The following is a 15,025-nucleotide window of genomic DNA, read 5'->3' as shown; positions in this document are numbered from 1 at the left end:
CGCCGGCGCCGACGCTCCAAAGGACAACCCCCATCATGATGAATTCACCCAGCAGCAACCCGTGCATCGACGAGCTCGGGGCGCCTGCGCCGTCCGCGGCAGCGCCCGTGCCGGCCTCGCGCTCCGCATGGCTCGCCGTCGGCTCCATCGCCGTCGGCACATTCGCGATGGTGTCGACCGAGTTCATGCCCATCGGCCTTCTCACCGACATCGCACGCGGCCTCAACGTTTCCGACGGCACGGCCGGCCTCATGGTCACCATGCCCGGCGTACTGGCCGCCTTCGCCGGGCCGGCGCTCATCGTCGCTTCGGGCAAGCTCGACCGCCGCACCGTGCTGATCGCGCTCACCACGCTGCTGATCGCGTCGAACCTGCTCGCGGCCTTCGCGCCCAATTTCGCCACCATGCTGGTGGCCCGCCTGCTGCTCGGCCTGTGCGTGGGCGGCTTCTGGACCTTCGCGCCCGCCGCCGCCACGCAGCTGGTGCCGCATGCCTCGCAGGCGCGCGCGATGTCGATCGTGCTGGCCGGCGTGTCGGCCGCCACGGTGCTCGGCGTGCCCGCCGGCTCCTTCCTGGGCACGCTGTTCGGCTGGCGCGCATCGTTCGCGGTGACGGGCGCGCTCGCCGCCGCGGTGCTGCTGGTGCAGCTGTGGCTGCTGCCGTCGATTCCGCCGGTGCGCGCCATCGGTGCGCGCGACCTGCTGACGCCGCTCACGCGCCGCATGGCGCAGGTGGGTCTGCTCGCGGTGCTGTTCTTCATCGCCGGCCACTTCGCGGCCTACACCTACCTGAAGCCGCTGCTGCAGCAGGTGTTCGGCCTCGCGCCCAACTCGGTGTCGACGCTGCTGCTGGTGTACGGCGCGGTGGGCTTCGTCGGCACCTTCCTCGGCGGCAGCCTGGTGGCGCGCAGCGTGCGCGGCACCACCCTGCTGGCGGCGCTGATGCTCGCCACGGCGCTTCTGCTGACGACGGTGATCGGCTCGGGCTTCGTGCCCGGCGCGGTGGTGGTCGTGATCTGGGGCGTCGCCTTCGGCCTGATCCCGGTGGCGCTCACCGGCTGGATGATGGAAGCGGTGCCCGACGCACCCGAAGCCGGCCAGGCCCTGCTGGTGAGCGGCTTCCAGGTGGCGATCGCCTCCGGCGCGCTGATCGGCGGCGTGACGGTCGACAACTTCGGCATCTCCAGCGCGATGGTGCTCAGCGGCGTGCTGGTGCTGATCGCGGCGCTGATCGTCGGCACGCTGGGCCGTGCGCGCGGCGGCGCTGCACTTGCCGCCGTGCCCGAGTAAGCACGAGCAGCAGCTACTTCGCAGTCAGCGGCGGCCGGGCTTCCCGGCCGCCGCGATCGCATCCAGCACCACCCGCAAGGCCTTGCTGACGGGCTTGTCGCGCCGCACCACGATCGCCAGCGCGCGGTGCATGCGCGGATTCAACTGGCTGGCCTTCAGCTCCGGGTGCGCACCGCGCCCCGTCATCGCCATGCCGGGCACGATGGCGTAGCCCAGCCCCGCAGCCACCATCTCCTTCATCGCCTCCACGCTGCCCAGTTCCATCACCGGCTGCGGCTGCAGGCCCTCGGCGGCGAACCAGCGGTCGACCAGCTTGCGCGTGTTGGCCGCGGGCTCGAAAAGCACCAGCGGCAAGCCGGCCAGATCGTGCGGCGAGACCTTCGCCTTCAGCGGTGCGAGGTCGTGCCGGCCGATGGCGACGAATTCGTCGTCGAGCACAGGCATCACCGCCAGAGAGCGCCCGGCCGCGGGCAGCGTGACCAGCGCGAGGTCGAGGCTGTTCTCCTCCACCTTGCGCGCCTGGTCCTCGGTGTTGCCGGTGCTGACCACCACGCCGAGCTCGGGAAAGCGCTCGCGCAACCCGCGCAAGACGGCAGGCAGGAAATGCAGGCAGGCCGTCGCGCCCGTGCCCAGCCGCACGCGACCGGCAACGCCGCTGGCGTGGTCGGCGAGCGCGTCGATGGCGTTCTCCACCGCGGTCTCGATGTTTTGCGCATGGCGCAGCAGCTCCATGCCCGCCGGCGTGGCCTGCGCGCGCTTGCCGACACGCTCCACCAGGCGCACCGCCAGACGGCGTTCGAGCTGGCGGATCTGCAGGCTCACGGCCGGCTGCGAGAGGCCGAGCCTGTCGGCGGCGGCCGAGAAGCTGCCGGTTTCGATGACCAGCGCGAAGGACCGCAGCTGGTCGAGGTTGAGCGATTTATCCAAAGTTTTTCTCATGCCTTGCATAGGCTGGCGAAGCTTCACTTATCGATGAGGCATCGTCAAGATCGGGGCCATGTCATCGCCATCCCCTGCTCCGCTCGCTTCCGCCACGGTCGAGATCCTCGACGCCATGCCGCATCACATGGCGGCCGTTCAATCCATCTACAGCCACTACGTGCTGCACGACCTGTGCTCCTTCGAGGAGGAAGTGCCCTCCGTCGAACAGATGCAGCAGCGCCGCGCCGACGTGATCGCGCGCGGCATGCCCTACCTCGTGGCGCTGCTCGACGGCGAGGTCGCCGGCTATGCCTACGCCACCGCCTACCGCGCCCGCTCGGCCTACCGGCACTCGGTGGAAGACTCGGTCTACGTCGCGCAGGGCATGCACGGCCACGGCATCGGAAAGGCGCTGCTGCGCGAAGTGATCCGGCGTTGTACCGACGCCGGGTTCACGCAGATGGTCGCCTGCGTGGGCAGCAGTGCCAACACGGGCTCGCTGCGGCTGCACGAGAGCCTGGGCTTCGCGCAGGTCGGCGTGCTGCGCGACATCGGATTCAAGTTCGGGCGCTGGGTCGACACCGTGCTGATGCAGCGCGCCCTGCGCTGAGGCCCGCCGTCATGTCGGGCGACACCGCCGGCCCCGCGCGCGGCTGGCTGGCGCTGCTGTGCGCGAGCCGGCTGCTGCAGTCGATGATCGTCACCGCCTACTCGGGTGTGCTGCCGTTCGCGATGGCCGACTGGCACATGACGGCTGCGCAGGCCGGCTCGATCCAGAGCGCCTGGCACGTGGGCTACATGAGCTCGCTCTTTGCGGCGGGCCTGCTGGCCGACCGCTACGGGCCGCATCGCATCTTCCTCGCGGGCAGTGCGGTGAGCTCGGCGGCTGCGCTCGCCTTCGCGCTCTTTGCGCACGACCATCTCTCGGCCATGCTGCTCTACGGCCTTGCCGGGCTGTGCGCGGGCGCCTCGTACACGCCAGGGCTGCAGCTGCTGGCGCACAACACCGAGCCCGCCGTGCGCGGGCGCGCGATGGGGCTCTTCATTGGATCGTCGTCGATGGGTTACGCACTCTCGCTCGCGGTGGTGGCGACGTTCAGCCATCTGCAGCAGTGGCGGCTGGGGCTGCTGGCGGCGGCGGCCTGCACCGTTGCGGGCACGGTGCTCACTGCGCACGCGCTGCGCCGCATGCGCCGGCCGTCGCCACGAGCGCCCGGCGCGGTCCGCGAAGGCACCCTGCACGCCCTGGCCGCCACGGTGCGCGACAAACCCGCGATGGCCGGTAACTGGGCCTACGCCTTCCATTGCTGGGAGCTCATGGCGCTGTGGGCATGGCTGCCGGCGTATCTGGTCGCTTCCTCAGGCATGGCGTCGTCGTGGCAAGGCGCCGGCATCGCGCTGGCGGCACTGGCGCATCTGGTGAGCGTGTTCGGCAGCATCGCGGGCGGCGCGGCTTCCGACAGGCTGGGGCGTGCGCGGGTGATGATGATCGCGACCGTCGCGAGCCTTTGCATGTCCTTCGCCTTCGGCTGGATGTGGAGCTGGCCGCTGTGGCTGCTGGCGGCGGCCGCGGCGGTCTACAACCTGCTGGCCATCGCCGATTCGTCGGTCTACTCGACCGCGCTGGCCGACGTTGTGGCGCCGCACCGGCTGGGCGTGGCCTTCTCGGTGCGCTCGGTGATGGGCTTCGGCGCGGGTGCGCTCAGCCCCTGGGTGTTCGGCCTTGCGCTCGATTGGGGGCAGGCCAGCTTCGGCATCGGCAGCACGCAGGCCTGGGCCGCCGCATGGAGTTCGGCCGGGCTGGGCGCGCTGCTGGGTCCACTGATGATCGCGCGCTTCGCCCGGCTGCATCGCGCGCACGTCGCTGTCCGATAGGGGGCCTTTCCGTCTGGGTTTTAAAATAAAACCGAATGGCAGTATCGACCGAACCTGCCCTGCTTCGGAAAGAAACCCATGGCCCAACGAAAAAGCCTCAAGGCCGATGCATGCCCGATGGCACGCGCGCTCGACATCGTGGGCGACCAGTGGTCGCTGCTCGTGATCCGCGATGCCTTCGACGGCATGAAGCGCTTCGGCGAGTTCCAGCAGAGCCTGGGCGTCGCCAGGAACATCCTGTCGGACCGGCTGAAGAACCTGGTGCAGGAAGGCGTGCTCGAACTCGTGCCCGCCTCCGACGGATCGGCCTACCAGGAATACGTGCTCACGCCCAAGGGCAAGGGACTGTTCCCCGTGGTGGTCGGCCTGCGGCACTGGGGCGAGGCGCACCTGTACGCCAGGGGCGAGCCGCATTCGGTGCTCGTCGAGCGCGACAGCGGCAAGCCGGTGCCGAAGGTCGAGCTGCGCACGCGCGACGGCAGGCCGCTCGATCCGGACGCGACCTTCGTGAAGAAACTGCCCTCGACCGCCAGGGTGACGAAGCCGCGAAGCCCCTCGATGTAGAGCAGCCCGCCCGGGCTACTCGCCCAGCAGCTCCCCGATCGGCTGCAGGTCTTCCACCCGGTCGCAGATCGACTTGATCACCATCGTGATCGGAATGCCCAGCAGCAGGCCCCAGATGCCCCAGAGCCAGCCCCAGAAGATCACGCCCACGAACACCGCGACCGGGTTCATGCGGCTGGTACGGCCGGTGAGCCAGGGCATCAGCAGGTTGCCCACGACGGTGTGGATGCCCAGCGAGATGCCGGCCACCACGAGCCCCATCTGCAGGCTGTTGAACTGCAGGAAGGCCACCAGCCCGGCCGCCGCCAGCACGATCACCGAGCCGATGTAGGGAATGAGGTTGGTCACGGCCGCGATGATTCCCCACACGGCCGCGTTCTCCATGCCGACGGCCCAGAACGCGAGGCCCGTGGCCACGCCCACGATGGCGCTCACCAGGATCTGCACCAGCAGGTAGCGTTCGATGTTGCGCGTGATGTCGTCGAGCACATGCACCGTCACCTTCTTCTTCTGCAGGCTCGAGCCGGTGATCTTGATGAGCTTGCGCCGGAAGGTGTCGCCCGAGCACAGCGCGAAGTAGGTGAGGAAGGCCACCAGCGTGAACTGCCCCATTGCGCTCAGCAGCCCGACAGTGCCGGTGAGCAGGTAGTCGCGCACGTTGAAGCTCGGGCGCTCGATGATGACGCGCGCCACGCCCTTGCGCGAGGCCACGCGGGCGGAGTTCTCCTCGGCGGCCTTCTCGAGCTGCGCCGCCGCCTGCTGCACGTTGTCCAGCGGCGTGGCGCTGGCGCCCCGGTCGCGGCGCATGGCCTGGCCCAGCTTCTGCGCGGCCACCGGCAGCGAATCGAGCAGCTGCGTGGCGCTGCCGGAGAGCGAATAGCCGGTCCAGCCCAGGCCGCCGAAGAGGCCCAGGAGGATCAGCCCCGCGCCGATCCAGCGCGGCAGCTTCCAGCGATGCAGCAGTTCGACCAGCGGCGACAGCGCATAGGTCAGCAGCAGGCTCAGCATCAGCGGAATGAAGACGGCCTGCCCCCACTGCAGCGCGAACACGCTGGCCAGCACCGCGAGCACCACCAGGGACGCGCTGCGCACGTCGACGGGCATGTGCAGCAGCAGGCGCTCGCGCGCCGGCGGGGGTGGGGGCGGCTCGGGTTCGGCCTCGGGCGGCTCTTGCGGAACGGGCGCCGGTGCCGGCTCGGGTTCCGGTTCGGCTCCGGCCGGTAGCGGCACGTCGGCCGCCTGCTCCGCCGGCGGTGCTTGCGTGGATGCGGGCTTGTCGTCGCTCATCGCGATTCCTTCAGCACTTCGCGCACCGCGGCGAGCTGGCGGCGCGACACGGCCACGGGCTCGGGAACCGAGTCCAGCCGCAGGGCCCAGCCCTCGGCGTCCTCGCCGTCGTCGTATTTCTCCAGCGCGCGGATCGCCGCGCGCGCCACCAGCGCATTGCGGTGCACGCGCAGGAAGCGCTGCGGGTAGCGCTCCTCGAACTCGTTGAGCGAGCCGTCGAGGATGTGGCTGCGCGTGGCTGTGCGCACCGTGAGGTACTTGTATTCGGACTTGAGGTAGAGCACCTCCGACAGCGGCACCCGTTCGGCGCGGCCCCGGTCCTGGATCAGCACCGTCTCCGGCGCCGCCTCGGCCTGCAGCGCGCGGCGCTCCTTCAGGAAGCGTTCGGCCTTCTGCAGCGCCTGCTGCAGGCGTTCGGCGCGCACGGGCTTCGTGAGGTAGTCGACCGCGTCGAGATCGAAGGCCGTCACCGCATGGGCCGCGTGCGCGGTCACGAACACCACGGCCGGTGCGTCGGCGCGGCTGCGCAGCGCGCGCGCCACCTCGATGCCGTCGATGCCGGGCATGTGCACGTCGAGCAGCACCAGGTCGAGCGCCAGCGTGCCCAGCTGCTGCAGCGCCTCGGCGCCCTGCGAGGCTTCGGCCACCACTTCCGCGGCGGGCGAGGTGCAGTCGCGAAGCAGCGTGCGCATGCGCGAGCGCGCCAGGGCTTCGTCGTCGACGATGAGTGTCTTGAGGGTCATGATTCGGCGGGAATGGCTATGCGTACTCTGTAGCTTTTCTGGTCCATGCCGGCGCTGAACTGCATCTGCATGTCGTGCAGCAGCCGCAGCCGGTCGCGCACGTTGGCCAGCGCGATGCCGTGGCCGCGCGGCAGCGGCTCGTCGGCCCAGCGCAGCGGCGGAAGGCTGTTGACCACCTCGATCACCACCATGCTGCCGCGCCGCTCGGTGCGGATGCGCAGCTTGGCGCCCTCGGGACTGGGCTCCACGCCGTGCTTGATGGCGTTCTCGACCAGCGGCTGCAGCAGCAGCGGCGGCAGGCGCGCGTTGCTGGCGGCGGCATCGAGGTCCCAGCGGATGCGCAGCCGGTCGCCGAAGCGCACCTGCTCGATGGCCAGGTAGCGCTCGGCCAGCGCGATCTCGTCGGCCAGCGTGCCCGATTCGCCCGGGTCGGCCAGCGCCTGGCGGAACAGCTCGGCCAGGTCCTCGAGCATGGTCTCGGCCTTGGCCGGCTCCTCGCGCACCAGGGCGATGGCGCTGTTGAGCGTGTTGAAAAGAAAGTGCGGGCGGATGCGCGACTGCAGCTCCTCCAGCCGCGCCGTGGTGGCGGCCGGCGTCTGGCCCCGGGCGCGCAGCACCATCGCGGCCATCACCAGCCCCGCGAACAGGGCTCCGGTGAGCGCACTGGCGAGCCACGGCGCGCTGGCCAGCACGCCCGTCAGGCGCAGCAGGCCGCAGCCGTAGGTTGCCGACAGCGCGCCGAGCAGCGCGCCGGCCGTGTACTGCCAGTGCTTGGGCAGCCGCCGCAGCGGCTTCTTGAGGCCGCAGGCGCTCACCAGCCACAGCAGCGTGGCGGGCAGCGCCCCGCCGGTGATGGTGGCGGTCTGCACCAGCCATTCGCCGGGCGTGGAGACCACGAAAAGGGCTGCGATGGCCACCACCGCCTCGACGAACACCACCGTGCGCAGCACCACGCCGATCTGGCAGGCGTCGAAGATCGACGGCCCGCCGCGCGCCGGGGACGCGGCCGCGCGCGCCCTTTCCGACGACGGCGGGGGCGTGGGGGAAGAGCTGGCCGATAAAATCGCCGGGTTGCGCATCGCAGACATCTGATCCATCGGGTAACCAACCCATTATTGCCTCCAGGACGGCTCCCATGACCCAAAACCAACTCGACAAGAAATCCGAAGCCTGGTCGGCCCTTTTCTCCGAACCGATGAGCGACCTCGTGAAGCGCTACACCTCCAGCGTCTTCTTCGACAAGCGCCTGTGGCAGGCCGACATCCACGGCTCGCTGGCACATGCCGGCATGCTGGCGGCGCAGGGCATCATCAGCGTGCAGGACCACGCCGCAATCGAGCGCGGGATGGCGCAGATCCGTTCCGAGATCGAATCCGGCGCCTTCGAGTGGAAGCTCGACCTGGAAGACGTGCACCTGAACATCGAGGCCCGCCTGACCCAGCTGGTCGGCGACGCCGGCAAGCGCCTGCACACCGGCCGCAGCCGCAACGACCAGGTCGCCACCGATGTGCGCCTGTGGCTGCGCGGCGAGATCGACCTGATCGGCGACCTGCTGGTCGAGTTGCAGAAAGCGCTGGTGGACATCGCCGAAAAGAACGTCGACGTGATCCTGCCGGGCTTCACCCACCTGCAGGTGGCGCAGCCGGTGAGCTTCGGCCACCACATGCTGGCCTACGTGGAAATGTTCAGCCGCGACGCGGAACGCATGAGCGAGGTCCGCAGGCGCGTCAACCGCCTGCCGCTGGGCGCCGCCGCACTGGCCGGCACCAGCTATCCGCTGGACCGCGAGCTGGTCGCCAGGACCCTGGGCATGGACGGCGTCTGCCAGAACAGCCTGGACGCGGTGAGCGACCGCGACTTCGCCATCGAATTCACCTCCGCCGCCAGCCTGTGCATGGTGCACGTGAGCCGCATGAGCGAGGAGCTGATCCTGTGGATGAGCCAGAACTTCGGCTTCATCAAGATCGCCGACCGCTTCACCACCGGCTCGTCGATCATGCCGCAGAAGAAGAACCCCGACGTGCCCGAACTGGCGCGCGGCAAGACCGGCCGCGTGGTCGGCCACCTGATGGCGCTCATCACGCTCATGAAGGGCCAGCCGCTGGCCTACAACAAGGACAACCAGGAAGACAAGGAGCCGCTGTTCGACACGGTCGACACGCTCAAGGACACCCTGCGCATCTTCGCCGAGATGATCGGCGGCATCACCGTGAAGCCCGAGGCCATGGAGGCCGCCACCCTGCGCGGCTACGCCACCGCCACCGACCTGGCCGACTACCTCGTGAAGAAGGGCCTGCCCTTCCGCGACGCACACGAGACCGTGGCCCACGCCGTGAAGGCCGCCACCTCGCACCAGGTCGACCTGGCCGAGCTGCCGCTGGCGGTGCTGCAGCAGTTCAACCCGAGCATCGAGAAGGACGTCTACGACGTGCTGAGCCTGCGCGGTTCGCTGAACGCGCGCAACATCCTGGGCGGCACGGCGCCGGCGCAGGTGAAGGCGCAGGTCGCCCGCCACCGCGCCCGCCTCGGCTGAGCGCGGCCGCAACTGCAGCAGCGGCCGCACCGTGTTCTACGCCATCCCGCTCGAGAACAAACCGAGCTGGCGCAACCCACCGTGGATGACGGTGCTGCTGATCCTCGTGAACATGATCGTGTTCTGGGGACCGCAGCGCAGTGAAGAGAAGGGGCAGGAGCGCGCCGCCGCCTATTACTTGAAGAGCGCGCTGCCCCAGCTGGAGCTGCCGGCCTTCGTGGAGTGGCTCGAGAAGACCGACCCCAAGCGCGGCAAGCTCGCGCGCCGCATGCTGCGGCACGAGGAGGCCTATCCGCAGCTTCTCGAAGGCCTGCGGAACGACCGCAAGTTCCTGCAGAAGCTGCGCGCCAACGAGGTCATCAAGCCCGACAACCCGCAGTACGACGAGTGGAAGCGCGCCCGCCAGCAGTACGAGTCGATGCTGCCCGCGCCCTTCACCGAACGCTGGGCGCAGAGCTACGCGACGGACGCCGAATTCAGGCCCTGGACCTGGATCACCAACGCCTTCTTGCACGGCAGCACCGGCCACCTGCTGGGCAACATGCTGTTCCTGTTCCTCTTCGGCTTCTCGGTGGAGCTGGCGCTGGGGCGCGGCACCTACCTGGCGTTCTACCTGCTGGGCGCGGTCGGCGCCTCGGTGCTGGCCGGCTGGGCCTATGCCGGGGGCACCTACGGGTTGGGCGCCTCGGGTGCGGTCTCGGCGCTGATGGGCATGTACGCGGTGATGTACCGCCTGCGGCGCATCCGCTTCTTCTACCAGCTGTTCTTCTATTTCAACTACGTCACCGCGCCGGCCCTGCTGCTGCTGCCGGCCTGGATCGCCAACGAGCTGATGCAGCACTGGCTGGGCGGCCAGGGCATCGCCTACATGGCCCACCTCGGCGGCCTGCTGACCGGCGCCACGCTGATGTACGGCGCCATGCTGCTGGGCCGCGTGAAGACGCCCGAGACCGTCAAGTCGGAGATGGTGCGCGACGACGACCGCTTCGACGAGCACGTGGCCGCGGCCCGCAGGTTCGGCTCGGCAATGAAGTTCGACCGCGCCTGCGCCGAATGGCGCGCCGCCGCCGCGCTGCGCCCCAACGACGCCGAGACGCTGCGCGCCTGGTTCAACACCGCGCGCCTGCAGCCCGCGAGCGATGACTTCCACCAGGCCGCGCGCCGCATCTTCCGCCTGCCCGCCACCGACGAAGACACGCTGGCGCTGCAGCACGCCAGCTTCCAGGCCTACCTCGACCAGGCGCGTCCCGGCGTTCGGCTCAAGCCGGAAGACATGGCCCGGCTCGCGCGCCGCTTCGCCCGCATCCGCCAGTTCGACGACGCCGACCGGCTCTGCCGCATCCTGCTGAAAACAGCGCCCGACCACCCCGAGCTGGCCGACACGCTCTCCACCTGCGCCAACGGCCTGCTGCATGCGGGCCTGCGCGACAAGGCGCTCGGCCTGCTGCCGCATCTGCTGCGGCTTGCGCCGAACGACATGGTGACGCGGGCGCTGCAGAACGCCTGAGGGCGCCTGCGCTCGGTGCCGCCTATGCCGTCTGCGCCGGCGGCGCCGCCGGCCGCAGCAGCCAGCGCACTTCCTGCGTCTGCTCACTGTCGGGGTAGCGCGCTTCCATCGTCGCGAGGATCGGCTGGGCCATGTCGGCGCGGCCAAGCCCCTGCACCAGCGCGCGCGCCGCGAGCTCGTAAGCCTGCGGAATGGCCTCGTGCCCGCGGAAGCGCTTGTCGAAGCCCGACAGCAGCGCCAGCGTGGCGTGCGCGTCGCCGTTGCGCCATTCGGCGCGGGCCATGGCGATGACCATGGCCGGGTCGTCGAGCGCAAAAGCCTTGTCGCGCTCCTTGCAGGCCTTGAAGACCTTGAGCGCCTCGGAGCCCAGGTCGCGCCGCATCAGCAGCGGTATGAAGCGCTTCGCCTGGTCGAGCATGGTGTCTTTTTTCTCGGGCATCAGCGCCAGCACGCGGTGGTAGCGGCGCTGCGCCGAGAGGTCGTTGGAGTCGGCCGTGCGCTGCGCCTCGTAGGCCGTCCCCAGCGCCGCGGCGAGGTCGCCTTCGGTGATGAACTGCGCCACCTCGGCGTCGATGCGCTGCGCCTCGATCTGCGCGGGCGTGCGGCGGTCGACCGGCGCGCCGTCGGGCAGTTCGCTGCCCGGCACGGCGTCGAAGCCGAAGGCGTCATGGTGCTGGAACATCACGTAGCCCAGCAGGCTCGCCATCACCCAGCCGAAGTAGATGAAGGCGAAGTTGACGATCGGCAGCACGATGCGCCCGTCGAACATCGGCAGCACCATCGCCAACGCCACCTGCGCGCCGGTGCTCAGCAGGAAGAGGAAAAAGCACAGCAGCGCGTAAGGCCAGCCGATGGTGCGCATCGCGTCCATCACGTGGCCGGGGTTCATCGCCTGGAAGAAGCTGGCCGACTGCACCAGCACGATCACCGCCGCCGGGAAGGTGAAGGACATCACGAAGAGCCCCACCGTGCCCAGGATCGGCGCGTACCAGGCCAGCCAGCCGATCAGGAAGGCCTGCACCAGCGAGATGGCGAAGAGCTTCCAGGGCATGTAGGTCCAGTCGTCGCTCGACTCTCGGCCGAAGTCGGCCGAGTCGCGGATGCCGCGCGCGCCCAGCGCGATGATCTTGAAGCCGTAGCGGCTGGCCGCCAGCATGATGCCGACCTCGATCACGAAGAGCGCCAGCGCATCGGGCAGGAAGAAGATGGCGTCGAAGAGCAGGCTGCAGAACGACAGCAGCAGGCCGTAGGCCAGCGGCCGCATCTGGAAAGGAAAGGCGAAGAAGCTGTTCAGGCGGTGCCAGAAAGGCGGTGGCGACCGCAGCGCATCCTTGACGACGATCATGGCAACTCCCCTGCTTCCTTTTCTTTTCTTCTTGCTACTTGCGGAAGAAATCGCTCTGGCTCATGGCGCCGGCGCCGCCCATGCGCATCACCGTGGCCTCGTCGGCACGCACGAGGCGCATCTGGCCGAGTTCGCGCTCCAGGCGCTGGGTGAAGCTGGTCTTGTACTGCAGCAGCGACTCGCCCATCTTCAGCACGCTGGTGCCCTTGACGGTGGCGCTCTTGCGGTCGGGGGCCACCTCGATGCCGTCGATGTGGTACTCGTACTCGATGGTGAGGATGCCGCCCATCCGTTCGCCGACCTTGATGAAGGTCTCGAAGGCATCGCGGGTCGCCTGGCAGGCCTCGTCGCGGTTGTGGGAGCTCTCGACCGTCTTCCCCATCATCGTGGTCTTGCTCTCGATGCGGGCCTTGCGGCTGAGCTGCTTGCACAGCGCCTCGGCATCGCGCGAGTAGATGGCGTGGGCTTCCTTCTGGTAGTAGTCGCGCACCATCGGCTCGTCGAGCTTGCGCCCGCCGATAAAGAAGTACCACGCGCCCACGCAGAGCGCGATCACGATCACAATTCGCTTCATTCTTCTCCGTCCGCGCGTGCGCGGTCCCTCGGTTTTTGCAAGGCAGTATACGGTCACAAATGTTTCCAAAAGGCTTCATTTGCGCGGCGCATTGAATCCGGCGGCCCGGCCGCTCCGTATACCGGGCATGCGCATCGATGCTCCACAATCCGCGGATGCCAGCACCCAGCCCCGACGCCGAACTGATGGCGCTGATCGACCGGATCGGCCATCGCGACGAAGCCGCCCTGCGGCAGCTCTACGACCGGACCTCCCCCCGGCTGATGGGCCTGGCGATGCGCGTGGTGCGACAGCGCGAATGGGCGGAAGACGTGCTGCAGGAGAGCTTTCTGACAGTCTGGCGGGTTGCCGGCGACTACCGCGCCTCGCTCAGCCCGCCGCTGGCCTGGCTCGGGCTCATCGTGCGCAGCCGGGCGCTCGACCTGCTGCGCCGCCGCACCGCCGACCGCGCCCAGCTCACGCAGGAATTCGACGAGCAGCTGGCCGACCAGCTCGAATCGGACGCGCCCAGCCCGGCCGACACGGCCGATGCCAGCGAGCAGGCCTGGGCGCTGCACCAGTGCCTGAGCCAGCTCGAGGGCCGCCAGCGCGAGGTGGTCAGCCTGGCCTACCTGCGCGACATGAGCCATGGAGAGCTGGCCGAACAGCTCAGGCTGCCGCTCGGCACGGTCAAGACATGGATTCGGCGCGGGCTGGAGAAGCTGCGCGTCTGCATGGGGCGCTTTGCGTGAGAGCGATGGCGACGAAGAAAAAGGCTGTCACCCCATGAACCTCCTCGCACACCCCGAACTGCTCGAGCTGCTGGCCGCAAGCCACGCGCTGGGCACCCTGCGCGGCGGCGCCCGCCGCCGCTTCGAGGCCCTGGCGCGCGAACAGGCGCCGGTGCGCGCCGCCGCGCTGGTCTGGCAAGGCCGGCTCGCGAGCATGACGGAACTGCAGCCCTCGGTCGCGCCCGATCCGGCCGTGTGGACCCGCATCCGCAACATGATCGACGCCGAGCAGTCGGCGCTCGCCCTGGAACGCCAGCGCGAGGCGGCGCGGGCCGCCGGCGAATCCCGCCAGGGCGGCTGGCTGAGCAGCCTCGCGCTGTGGCGCACCGCCACGGCCGCCGGCGCGCTGGCCACCGTGCTGGCCGTGGCGGTCGGCCTGAACCTGCGCGACCAGTTGCAGAACGCCCCCGCGGTGCAGTACGTGGCCGTGCTCAGCGACGACAAGGACGCGGCCTCGATGCTCGTGACCTTCGATCCGAAGAAGAAGCAGCTGGTGCTGCAGCGCGTGGGCAGCTACCGCGAAGGCGACGACAAGTCGCTGCAGCTCTGGGCCCTGCCACCGGGCGGCGCACCGCGTTCGCTGGGCGTGCTCGGCAACGCGCCGGGCCTGCGCCTGGCGGCGTCGGAGTCCGACGTGGCCGTTCCGGCCCTGGCCATCTCGCTCGAAGCCAAGGGCGGCGTGCCGCCGGGCAGCGGACCGAAGGGGCCCATCCTGTTCAAGGGCGCGCTCGTCGAGAAAACCCTCTAGGCGGGGCCCAGGCTGTCAACGATCGCGGCCGCTGGAGCGTCGTGAGGGAAAATCCGTCCAACAGTCGCCTTCCGCCCTTCATTTCCGTCTTTCCGATGCATCCGATGAAAACCGCGCTCGCCGCGGTCGGCACTGCTGACCGCGGCGCTGGCCGCGAATGCCCAGTCTTCCTTCTTCCCCCAGGAATCCGAGACGGCCGCCGCCGAGGCAGCGGCCGCGCGCGACTACCTGGCCGCCAAGGACCGCTGGCACAACGAGCTCGCGGCCTTCGCCCGGGCCGACCAGGAGCGCTTTCCGGCGCCCGGCGGCGTGGTGTTCGTGGGCAGCTCCACGGTGCGCATGTGGAGCCGGCTGCAGCAGGACTTCGCGCGCGTTCCCGGCGGCGTGGTCAACCGCGGCTTCGGCGGCTCCACGCTGGCCGACTGCGCCCTGTTCGCGCGCGACCTGGTAGTGCGCTACAAGCCGCGCCAGGTGATGGTGTACGCGGGCGACAACGACCTGGCCGAAGGCCGCACGCCGCTGCAGGTGCTCGACAGCTTCGCGCGCTTCGCCAATGCGGTGCGCGCCGAACTACCGGATGCGCGCATCAGCTTCATTTCGGTCAAGCCCAGCCCTTCGCGCGAGCAGCTGATGCCGCAGATCCGCGAGACCAACCACGTCGTCGCGGCCTACCTGAACCTGCTGCCCAACAGCGAGTTCATCGACATCTACACGCCCATGCTGGGCGCCGACGGCCGTCCGCGGCCGGAGCTCTTCCGGGCCGACAGGCTGCACATGACGGATGAAGGCTACCGGCTGTGGCATGCGGTGATCGCGCCGCATCTGCCAGCCCCTCCGGCGACGCCGACGGCCGGGCTGCCCTGACCGGG

Annotated in this window: 15 protein-coding genes; 9 read left to right on the top strand and 6 right to left on the bottom strand. The window is 69.5% G+C overall.

Annotation, left to right across the window (positions count from 1 at the left end; genetic code table 11):
- The first annotated feature begins 35 nt into the window (after positions 1-35).
- Positions 36-1,289, top strand: coding sequence for an MFS transporter (locus ACHMXA_RS11100; RefSeq protein WP_176664430.1), 1,254 nt, complete (start codon positions 36-38; stop codon positions 1,287-1,289).
- Positions 1,290-1,313: 24 nt separating this feature from the next.
- Here ACHMXA_RS11100 and ACHMXA_RS11095 read toward each other — a convergent pair whose 3' ends face one another.
- Positions 1,314-2,237, bottom strand: a complete 924-nt coding sequence (locus ACHMXA_RS11095) for a LysR family transcriptional regulator (protein ID WP_176664429.1) — start codon at positions 2,235-2,237, stop codon at positions 1,314-1,316.
- Between the two features lie 49 nt (positions 2,238-2,286).
- Between ACHMXA_RS11095 and ACHMXA_RS11090 the strand changes: the two genes are divergently transcribed.
- From ACHMXA_RS11090 to ACHMXA_RS11080, 3 genes are all read left to right on the top strand, one after another.
- Positions 2,287-2,820, top strand: a complete 534-nt coding sequence (locus ACHMXA_RS11090) for a GNAT family N-acetyltransferase (protein ID WP_218088170.1) — start codon at positions 2,287-2,289, stop codon at positions 2,818-2,820.
- An 11-nt stretch (positions 2,821-2,831) separates the two neighbouring features.
- The gene (locus tag ACHMXA_RS11085; RefSeq protein ID WP_176664428.1) at positions 2,832-4,085 is read left to right on the top strand and encodes an MFS transporter; all 1,254 of its coding nucleotides are present in this window, start codon (positions 2,832-2,834) and stop codon (positions 4,083-4,085) included.
- 78 nt (positions 4,086-4,163) lie between these two features.
- Entirely contained in the window at positions 4,164-4,649 is a 486-nt protein-coding gene (locus ACHMXA_RS11080; protein ID WP_176664427.1) for a helix-turn-helix domain-containing protein, read from the top strand.
- A 15-nt stretch (positions 4,650-4,664) separates the two neighbouring features.
- Here ACHMXA_RS11080 and ACHMXA_RS11075 read toward each other — a convergent pair whose 3' ends face one another.
- Genes ACHMXA_RS11075 through ACHMXA_RS11065 form a run of 3 tightly spaced genes read right to left on the bottom strand, consistent with a single transcriptional unit; the run spans position 4,665 to position 7,758 of the window.
- On the bottom strand, positions 4,665-5,936 hold the full coding sequence (locus ACHMXA_RS11075; RefSeq protein ID WP_176664426.1) for an AI-2E family transporter: 1,272 nt from the start codon (positions 5,934-5,936) through the stop codon (positions 4,665-4,667).
- Positions 5,933-6,679 carry a LytR/AlgR family response regulator transcription factor gene (locus ACHMXA_RS11070; protein WP_395320687.1) on the bottom strand — a complete coding sequence of 249 codons (747 nt, stop codon included), beginning with the start codon at positions 6,677-6,679 and terminating at the stop codon, positions 5,933-5,935. The genes ACHMXA_RS11075 and ACHMXA_RS11070 overlap by 4 nt, the downstream gene beginning before the upstream one ends.
- Positions 6,676-7,758: a sensor histidine kinase gene (locus tag ACHMXA_RS11065; RefSeq protein WP_371132172.1), complete on the bottom strand. Its 1,083-nt coding sequence runs from the start codon at positions 7,756-7,758 to the stop codon at positions 6,676-6,678. The genes ACHMXA_RS11070 and ACHMXA_RS11065 overlap by 4 nt, the downstream gene beginning before the upstream one ends.
- A gap of 56 nt (positions 7,759-7,814) precedes the next feature.
- Here ACHMXA_RS11065 and argH point away from each other — a divergent pair, with 56 nt between their 5' ends.
- Entirely contained in the window at positions 7,815-9,212 is a 1,398-nt protein-coding gene (gene argH / locus ACHMXA_RS11060; protein ID WP_395320686.1) for an argininosuccinate lyase, read from the top strand.
- A gap of 31 nt (positions 9,213-9,243) precedes the next feature.
- A complete protein-coding gene (locus tag ACHMXA_RS11055) occupies positions 9,244-10,719 on the top strand; it encodes a rhomboid family intramembrane serine protease (protein ID WP_395320685.1) in 1,476 nt (491 codons plus the stop codon).
- 22 nt (positions 10,720-10,741) lie between these two features.
- Here the strand turns inward: ACHMXA_RS11055 and ACHMXA_RS11050 are convergent, their stop codons facing one another.
- On the bottom strand, positions 10,742-12,064 hold the full coding sequence (locus ACHMXA_RS11050; RefSeq protein WP_395320684.1) for a hypothetical protein: 1,323 nt from the start codon (positions 12,062-12,064) through the stop codon (positions 10,742-10,744).
- Between the two features lie 34 nt (positions 12,065-12,098).
- On the bottom strand, positions 12,099-12,638 hold the full coding sequence (locus tag ACHMXA_RS11045; RefSeq protein ID WP_395320683.1) for a hypothetical protein: 540 nt from the start codon (positions 12,636-12,638) through the stop codon (positions 12,099-12,101).
- A 155-nt stretch (positions 12,639-12,793) separates the two neighbouring features.
- On the opposite strand from ACHMXA_RS11045, the gene ACHMXA_RS11040 reads away from it, so the two are divergent.
- From ACHMXA_RS11040 to ACHMXA_RS11030, 3 genes are all read left to right on the top strand, one after another.
- Entirely contained in the window at positions 12,794-13,369 is a 576-nt protein-coding gene (locus tag ACHMXA_RS11040) for an RNA polymerase sigma factor (protein ID WP_395320682.1), read from the top strand.
- Positions 13,370-13,403: 34 nt separating this feature from the next.
- A complete protein-coding gene (locus tag ACHMXA_RS11035; RefSeq protein WP_395320681.1) occupies positions 13,404-14,156 on the top strand; it encodes an anti-sigma factor domain-containing protein in 753 nt (250 codons plus the stop codon).
- Between the two features lie 318 nt (positions 14,157-14,474).
- Positions 14,475-15,020, top strand: a complete 546-nt coding sequence (locus ACHMXA_RS11030) for an SGNH/GDSL hydrolase family protein (protein WP_395320680.1) — start codon at positions 14,475-14,477, stop codon at positions 15,018-15,020.
- Positions 15,021-15,025 lie beyond the last annotated feature (5 nt).

Origin of the sequence: Variovorax sp. UC74_104 (genome assembly GCF_044055375.1) — a bacterium.
Classification (GTDB): domain Bacteria; phylum Pseudomonadota; class Gammaproteobacteria; order Burkholderiales; family Burkholderiaceae_C; genus Variovorax.
Note: the sequence above shows the minus strand (reverse complement) of the source record. Positions and strands in the feature narration are given on the sequence as shown.

What these genes read in the sequence shown, in the direction of transcription:
- ACHMXA_RS11090 (WP_218088170.1), top strand. Translation starts at nt 2,287, where the DNA reads ATGTCATCGCCATCCCCTGCTCCGCTCGCTTCCGCCACGGTCGAGATC.
- ACHMXA_RS11035 (WP_395320681.1), top strand. Translation starts at nt 13,404, where the DNA reads ATGAACCTCCTCGCACACCCCGAACTGCTCGAGCTGCTGGCCGCAAGC.
- ACHMXA_RS11085 (WP_176664428.1), top strand. Translation starts at nt 2,832, where the DNA reads ATGTCGGGCGACACCGCCGGCCCCGCGCGCGGCTGGCTGGCGCTGCTG.
- argH (WP_395320686.1), top strand. Translation starts at nt 7,815, where the DNA reads ATGACCCAAAACCAACTCGACAAGAAATCCGAAGCCTGGTCGGCCCTT.
- ACHMXA_RS11080 (WP_176664427.1), top strand. Translation starts at nt 4,164, where the DNA reads ATGGCCCAACGAAAAAGCCTCAAGGCCGATGCATGCCCGATGGCACGC.
- ACHMXA_RS11100 (WP_176664430.1), top strand. Translation starts at nt 36, where the DNA reads ATGATGAATTCACCCAGCAGCAACCCGTGCATCGACGAGCTCGGGGCG.
- ACHMXA_RS11095 (WP_176664429.1), bottom strand. Translation starts at nt 2,237, where the DNA reads ATGCAAGGCATGAGAAAAACTTTGGATAAATCGCTCAACCTCGACCAG.
- ACHMXA_RS11040 (WP_395320682.1), top strand. Translation starts at nt 12,794, where the DNA reads ATGCCAGCACCCAGCCCCGACGCCGAACTGATGGCGCTGATCGACCGG.
- ACHMXA_RS11070 (WP_395320687.1), bottom strand. Translation starts at nt 6,679, where the DNA reads ATGACCCTCAAGACACTCATCGTCGACGACGAAGCCCTGGCGCGCTCG.
- ACHMXA_RS11050 (WP_395320684.1), bottom strand. Translation starts at nt 12,064, where the DNA reads ATGATCGTCGTCAAGGATGCGCTGCGGTCGCCACCGCCTTTCTGGCAC.
- ACHMXA_RS11075 (WP_176664426.1), bottom strand. Translation starts at nt 5,936, where the DNA reads ATGAGCGACGACAAGCCCGCATCCACGCAAGCACCGCCGGCGGAGCAG.
- ACHMXA_RS11065 (WP_371132172.1), bottom strand. Translation starts at nt 7,758, where the DNA reads ATGCGCAACCCGGCGATTTTATCGGCCAGCTCTTCCCCCACGCCCCCG.
- ACHMXA_RS11045 (WP_395320683.1), bottom strand. Translation starts at nt 12,638, where the DNA reads ATGAAGCGAATTGTGATCGTGATCGCGCTCTGCGTGGGCGCGTGGTAC.